The sequence below is a fragment of the Neisseria flavescens genome, from assembly GCF_001618065.1.
Lineage (GTDB): Bacteria > Pseudomonadota > Gammaproteobacteria > Burkholderiales > Neisseriaceae > Neisseria > Neisseria flavescens_A.
In genome coordinates this window covers 1-6,771 of the sequence record NZ_LAEI01000069.1, presented here as the reverse complement: position 1 = coordinate 6,771, position 6,771 = coordinate 1, and the positions used below count along the sequence as shown (strand labels likewise).

Below are 6,771 nucleotides of genomic sequence, written 5' to 3'. Positions count from 1 at the left end.
AAGGGAGATTAAGGGGATATTTGAGTAGAATCGGTGGATATTTGAAACGAAAACAGCCGAAATCCTGTTTTGGGCTTCGGCTGTTGAGGAAAGGGCTATTTTGCAAAGGTCTCAGGCCGTCTGAAAATTCCTAAAACAGGTTTCAGACGGCCTTTTAGCCAGAATTAACCGCAAAACAACTAATCTTCTTTAATTGACCCTATATTTTTTAGAAATCAAAAAAATTATTTTACATATTTCAAAAGATGGGTATGATGTCGTTCTTTTAAATTCATACATTCATTTCAAATAAAATCTATTTTTAGGAACATACACCATGACCTTCCAAGACTATTTGGTCAATCTGATATTAAGCGGAGTGATGATTATCGGCGCTTATCAGTTTTACTTTTATACCCAACGCCATCCTTTACGCAAAGAGATTGTTTGGAATTCTCCAATAGATGAAAAAATCCCATTCCGCCCGCGTTGGTCGTGGGTATATAGTTTTCTTTACTACCCGGCTATCCTCTATCTCAACCTTATCGCCACCAACCACCGCCATTTCAACATGATGGCATTCAGCTTTCTGATGTTGCTGTTTATGCAAATGTTGTTCTTCTGGCTATTCCCTGTTTCTACCCCACCACATTGGCGCAGCATCAATCCCGGTAAAACACCATCCGAATGTTTTTTAAAATTTGTGCAAAAGTTCGACCAAGCCAGTAACTGTTTCCCCAGCATGCATGTTTCTGTTGCCACGCTGACCGCATTGCACGCATTGCCATCTTTGGGGGTTGTTGCATTCCTTTTCCCTATCCTTATCGCACTATCCTGCGTGTTTACCAAACAGCATTACCTGATTGACTTGCCTGCCGGTGCGGCACTGGGTGGATTTGCCTATTGGCTCTATCTTTTAGTGGTTTAACGTAAAAAGACTATCTACACAAAAAGGCCGTCTGAAAGCAAAAACATAATTATCGTGTAAATTTGTTTTCAGACGGTTTTTCTATATACTTAATATCTGAAGCTTAGCAGCTGACACCTTCAAACTTAAAAACACATCCACTCCCGCTACCGAATATGAATTTTTTAAAAGACATCACCTGGACCGAAATTTTCATCTTCGCCCACACCTGCGCCGCACTCGTCTGTATGCTGCGCGTGTTGTACAAACAAAAAAACATCGGCTCAACCTTCGCTTGGCTGATTATCCTATTCCTTTTCCCCGTATTCGGAACCATCGCCTACATCCTTATCGGCGAGCCTCGTCTCGGCACGGCCCGCGCCAAACGTACCGGCGAAATGAACCGCTTCTACCGCAACTTTGCCGCCACCCATCTAGCCGATATCTATCTCGACATTGCCGACCAAGTCAAATCACGTTACCACGGCATCAGTAAAGTTGCCGAAAAAGGAACGGGGCTGGGCGCAACCAAAGGCAACGCCATGAGCCTGCTCTCCACCACCGATGCCATCATCGACAGCATGCTTGCAGACATACGCGCCGCAACCCATTCCTGCCTGCTGGCCTTTTACATTATCGAACCCAAAGGCCGCATCGAAGAAATTCTAAATGAAATCCTTGCTGCCAAAGCAAGAGGCGTAGACTGCGCCATACTGGCCGATGCCGTCGGCAGCAGGAGTTTTCTTGAAAGCGATTGGGTAGAGAAACTGCGCCAAGCAGGCGTTGAAGTACATACCTCATTGCCTGTCGGCATCTGGCGTACATTATTCACGCGCACCGACCTGCGCAACCACCGCAAAATCCTCGTTATCGACAGCAAAATCGGTTACACAGGCAGCTTCAACCTTGTCGACCCCCGCTATTTCAAACAAAACTCCGGCGTCGGAGAATGGGTCGATGTCATGATGCGCTGCACAGGGCCTATGGTTTTGGAACTGTCTGCCGTCTTCTTCGCAGACCTTGCCGTCGAAACCGATGAAAACCTCCAAAACGTACAAACATACCTCAACCAAGCTCAAAGCCTGCTGCCCCAAATCCTTCCTGAAAAAATGCAGCAAGGCGATATTGTTGCCCAAATCATTCCATCCGCCCCAGAGCAAAGCAGCTTCGTTATCTACGAAACCATCATCAGCGCCATCTATGCCGCCACCAAACAAATCACGATTACTACTCCCTACTTTGTCCCCGACGAGCCGCTTCTCATGGCGTTAACCGTTGCCGCCAAACGCGGCGTCAAAGTGACCCTGATACTGCCTGCCAAAGTCGATTCACTGATGGTACGCTACGCCTCACGCGCCTACTACCCTATGTTGCTGGAAGCCGGCGTCAAAATCGCAATGTTTGAAGGTGGGCTCTTACATGCCAAAACCATGACCATTGACGAAGACTACTCCCTCTTCGGTACGGTCAACATGGATATGCGCAGCTTCTTCCTCAACCTAGAAATCAGCCTTGCTATCTACGATCGCGACACTACTAAACAAATCTGCCACCTGCAGCGCAGCTACCTTAAAAACAGCAGCTACATCGCCATTAAATCATGGCAACAACGTTCCAAACTCCGCGGCCTCGTGGAAAATGCCGTCCGCCTGATGAGTCCTTTACTGTAAAACATAAATATTTAGGCCGTCTGAAAAGTACTTTTCAGATGGCCTTTTAAATAAAACACTGATAGACAAAATTCTTTATTGACAGATATTCAAGCTATCCCATCTCTCCCTCTCGGAAAAAGCAATACTCAACCCATTTCTCAGTCAAAGAATCTTTACTAAATTTAACCAAAATATAAACTAATTGATTTTTATAAAAATCCTATTAATTTTAGATTGGAATAAAACAGAATATATTTATTAATATCTATTAAGAATTTGATAATCATTATTATAACAATTAGAATAAACAGTCAATTTTTTACTTAGGAAAACTCATGAATAAGGTCTCCTCTCCTGTATTCCGCCTTAGTATCATTACACTCGCATTATCAACAAGCTTCGCTCATGCCGAAAATTTGCAACCCGCAGAAACTGCCGAGCTGAATGAAATTAAGGTCACCGGTACTGCCGTACCGACTCGTGTAACCCGCAACCAGCTCGACCGCGAAATTTCGACTGATTTAAAACAAGTCATGAAAGATCAAATCGGTATGGACGTCGGCGGCGGCAACGGCGTAGCACAGTTTTACAGCATCCGCGGCGTTGGTGAAGACAAAATTAACCTAGAAGTCGACAACACCAGCCAATCCACAAAAATCTTCCACCACCAAAGCCGCTTCCAGCTTGATCCTGCTTTGGTGAAAAGCATCAACGTCGAAAAAGGCACAGGCGCGGCAAGCGCGGGCTTGGGTGCGGTCGGCGGTACCATCCGCGTAACAACGGTCGACGCAAAAGACCTGCTGACCGACGGCAAACCTTTCGGTTTCAAACTCGGCGCGGGCTTGAGCAGCAATAAAGGTTCAACCGGCAACGCGGCGGTTTACGGCTATCAAAACGGCTTCGATGCCCTGTTTGCAGGCAACTTCCTCAACAACCGTGACTACAAAGACGGCAACGGCAATGTCAACCTCGGCAGTCGTCTGAAACAGCACAGCTACCTCGCCAAACTCGGCTACGATTTCAACGACGACCACGGCATCCGCCTGACCTACCGTCAGGAATACCAAAAAGGCAACCGCACCGACAAAGCCGAGTTCCAAAACGTTGACAGCTACATCGGCGTGGACGGCACTTATCAAAAAGAGCAAACCTACAATCTGGAATACCGTGGACGCAACGTCGGCTTTATCGACAAAATCGACGCCAACGTCTTCCAAATCAATACCGACGACACCAAACCGCCCAAAGGCGCCCCTTCTCCAAAAGCCCAAGCTTCCGGCACGGCGCAAGGCGGCGTTCCCATCGGTCAGCTTGAACTAAGCAAAATCAAAGCGACCGGCGCGAATCTGAACCTCGCCAGCTCTTTCGGCGACGGACACATGGTGAAATACGGCGTCAACTACCGCCACGAAACCTCCGAGCCGTCCGACAAAGGAGCGTGGCTGAAGATTCTCGGCCTGTATGACCGTGACAAAGAGAAAAAAGCCGAATACGGCGTGTACGCGGAAGGTATTTGGAACTTGAACCCCGTTACCCTGACCACCGGCCTGCGTTACGACCATTTCAAATACAACGCCGCCAGCAAACAAAGCGCGTCGCACGGTCAGCTCAACCCCAGTATCAGCGCGATTTGGGACATTAACGACAACTTCTCCCTCTTGGCAAACCTCAATCAGGCAAGCCGTGCGCCCCGCCTGAACGAAGCCCTGTTGGCTAACGAACGCGCAGGTGCTGCAGCCGATTTGGACAGCAACCTCAAAGCCGAAACCGCCCGTCGCGCTGAACTCGGCTTCAAATGGCGCAACGACAATTTCAACGTCAGCGGCAGCGTGTTCCACCAACGCATCAAAGACCTCATCGTCTATCGTTGGGCAAAAATCAACAACAACACCGCCTCCATCACCGAACGCGGCAAGATTTACAACGGCGGCACGCTCAAAACCTACGGCTACGAACTTGACGCATCCTATCGCTGGGGCGGCCTGACCGCGCGCGCCGGCGTGTCCTACGTCAAACCCCGTCTGAACGGAGAAATGTACTACGGCGAAAGCCCGATTCAAGCAGAAGACCACGAAAGCTCGTTCACCTTCTGGAACACCGGCCGCCAATGGCTGACCGGTCTGTCTTACCAGTTTGAAAACCCCAAACTCGAAATCGGCTGGCGCGGCCGCTACGCCCAAAGCGTGAAATACACCGACGTCGCCCGCGGACAAGGCACGATACACGGCAAGAAAGCCGGTTACGGCGTACACGACATCTACGCCAACTGGCAGCCGCTGAAAAAAGACAACCTGAACGTCAACTTCGCTGTCAACAACATCGGCAACAAGCAATACCGTTCGCACAGCCAACGCTTCCCCGACGGCAACGGACGCGTGCCCTTCTACGAACGCGGCCGCGAGTTTGCCTTGGGCGTGAACTATCGTTTCTGATGATACGAACGACCTTATAAAGAAATTAAAGGCCATCTGAGATTCAATTTTCAGACGGCCTTTTATAATTCGTAGACAATTTGATTTAAAAGTATTTCCTCCCCCTTGCTAGTTACACAACGGATTATCCAGTCTTCAAATCGTCTCCATTGGACTTCTTTTCCGAATCGGTCATGATTTGACTCCTTCTGAAAACTGACTACCAATTCTTCCAATATAAATAAAATATTATATAGATCATCTCCAGTGCCGTCTGAAAATATAAGGCTGTATTTTTACATTTAACCATGCCGTTGGAGATTGATTCTATTTGTGTGTTTAAAAAATACAATGCAAATATTCATTACACTTTTACTGTAAACCATTTGACAAAGTCATTTTTAAAGCTATAATATTTCTCATATATGATTTTTGTTATATATATTTATTTATAGACAATTCATTCTGAAACAAGGAGCAATAAAATGAAACGAAACTTGGGTACTTTGGATCGCGTAATCCGTATTGTTATCGGTGTTGCACTGATTGCTGCAGCCGCTACCGGACAAATTGGCTGGTGGGGTTGGCTGGGCATCATCCCCCTGGGCACAGCACTGATTGGCAACTGCGCACTGTACAGCTTATTGGGTATCAACACCTGCCGCATCAACAAAAAATAACGAAGGCAAAACATGAGTACGGTCGGACAACTCCCGCGAATCACGCCTTCCGAAGCAATGGCAAAAATCCGTGAGGGCGCGTTGGCAGTGGACATCCGAAGCCAAGCCGAATATCGGGGCGGGCATATTGGCGGCGCATTATCCCTTCCGCCTGAACGGCAGCGAGACAAACTGCCCGATGATACTACCCAGTGCCTGATTTTTTATTGTCTGAGCGGTAAACGTACAACACGGGCAGAAACAATATTGTCAGTGCTTGGCCAAGGTCGAGAATGCTATATTCTGGAAGGCGGCTTACAGGCATGGAAGGCTGCAGGGCTTCCTATTGTTGCCGACCATGCCGCACCGGATATCATGCGGCAGGTGCAAACCATTGCGGGCAGTTTGATTCTGTTGGGCGTGCTGGCAGGTTGGCTGGTATCGCCTTGGTTTTATCTGATAGACGTGATGGTCGGTGCAGGCCTATTAACTGCCGGACTAACCGGATTCTGCGGCATGGCGCGCCTACGGGCCAAAATGCCATGGAACCATTAAGCAAAGGCCGTCTGAAAGTTGCTGCTGAGGCCATTATGACTGATAATTCGACCTCCTCATTTGCCGACAAGCGTGAAAAATGACCATTGCCGACAATCAACCACCCTACGAAGAAGCCACCGCTTTTCTCAAACTTCTGGCCAATCCCAACCGCCTCGCCGTATTGTGCAAACTACATGAAAGACCGCACAATGTAACCGAGTTGGCTGAATCATCCGGACTCCCGCAAGCGGCAATGTCCAGCCAATTAGCGCTACTGCGTGAAGCCGGTTTGGTATCGTTTGAAGTGAACCATCGGGAACGGCAATATTACATTGCCGACCCGAGGGTAACCGAGATGATACAGTTGCTGTATTCCTTTTTTTGTGCAGAAAAATCTTAAAATGTTATCGAAATAGGATAGTCAAAAAATCTATCCTATTTATAATTTTAAAGGCCGTCTGAATCTTTTTCAGACGCCCTTTATTGTATTTTTAGTCTTGCCGAGACCTTTGCAAAATAGCCCTTTCCTCAACAGCCGAAGCCCAAAACAGGATTTCGGCTGTTTTCGTTTCAAATATCCACCGATTCTACTCAAATATCCCCTTAATCTCCCTTGGATACCTGAT

The 6,771-nt window shown here is 47.7% G+C and carries 6 protein-coding genes; all 6 read left to right on the top strand.

Annotated features, from left to right (window positions below):
• Positions 1–316: 316 nt before the first annotated feature.
• On the top strand, positions 317–907 hold the full coding sequence (locus TW89_RS10530) for a phosphatase PAP2 family protein (protein WP_128581403.1): 591 nt from the start codon (positions 317–319) through the stop codon (positions 905–907).
• Positions 908–1,062: 155 nt separating this feature from the next.
• The gene (cls, locus tag TW89_RS10525; protein ID WP_128581402.1) at positions 1,063–2,556 is read left to right on the top strand and encodes a cardiolipin synthase; all 1,494 of its coding nucleotides are present in this window, start codon (positions 1,063–1,065) and stop codon (positions 2,554–2,556) included.
• 317 nt (positions 2,557–2,873) lie between these two features.
• Positions 2,874–4,970, top strand: coding sequence for a TonB-dependent receptor plug domain-containing protein (locus tag TW89_RS10520; protein ID WP_128581401.1), 2,097 nt, complete (start codon positions 2,874–2,876; stop codon positions 4,968–4,970).
• A gap of 464 nt (positions 4,971–5,434) precedes the next feature.
• On the top strand, positions 5,435–5,629 hold the full coding sequence (locus tag TW89_RS10515; protein ID WP_003685761.1) for a YgaP family membrane protein: 195 nt from the start codon (positions 5,435–5,437) through the stop codon (positions 5,627–5,629).
• Between the two features lie 12 nt (positions 5,630–5,641).
• Positions 5,642–6,163, top strand: a complete 522-nt coding sequence (locus TW89_RS10510) for a rhodanese-like domain-containing protein (RefSeq protein WP_128581400.1) — start codon at positions 5,642–5,644, stop codon at positions 6,161–6,163.
• 79 nt (positions 6,164–6,242) lie between these two features.
• Entirely contained in the window at positions 6,243–6,545 is a 303-nt protein-coding gene (locus TW89_RS10505) for an ArsR/SmtB family transcription factor (protein WP_049322138.1), read from the top strand.
• Positions 6,546–6,771: the final 226 nt, after the last annotated feature.

What these genes read in the sequence shown, in the direction of transcription:
- TW89_RS10515 (WP_003685761.1), top strand. Translation starts at nt 5,435, where the DNA reads ATGAAACGAAACTTGGGTACTTTGGATCGCGTAATCCGTATTGTTATC.
- TW89_RS10530 (WP_128581403.1), top strand. Translation starts at nt 317, where the DNA reads ATGACCTTCCAAGACTATTTGGTCAATCTGATATTAAGCGGAGTGATG.
- TW89_RS10510 (WP_128581400.1), top strand. Translation starts at nt 5,642, where the DNA reads ATGAGTACGGTCGGACAACTCCCGCGAATCACGCCTTCCGAAGCAATG.
- cls (WP_128581402.1), top strand. Translation starts at nt 1,063, where the DNA reads ATGAATTTTTTAAAAGACATCACCTGGACCGAAATTTTCATCTTCGCC.
- TW89_RS10505 (WP_049322138.1), top strand. Translation starts at nt 6,243, where the DNA reads ATGACCATTGCCGACAATCAACCACCCTACGAAGAAGCCACCGCTTTT.
- TW89_RS10520 (WP_128581401.1), top strand. Translation starts at nt 2,874, where the DNA reads ATGAATAAGGTCTCCTCTCCTGTATTCCGCCTTAGTATCATTACACTC.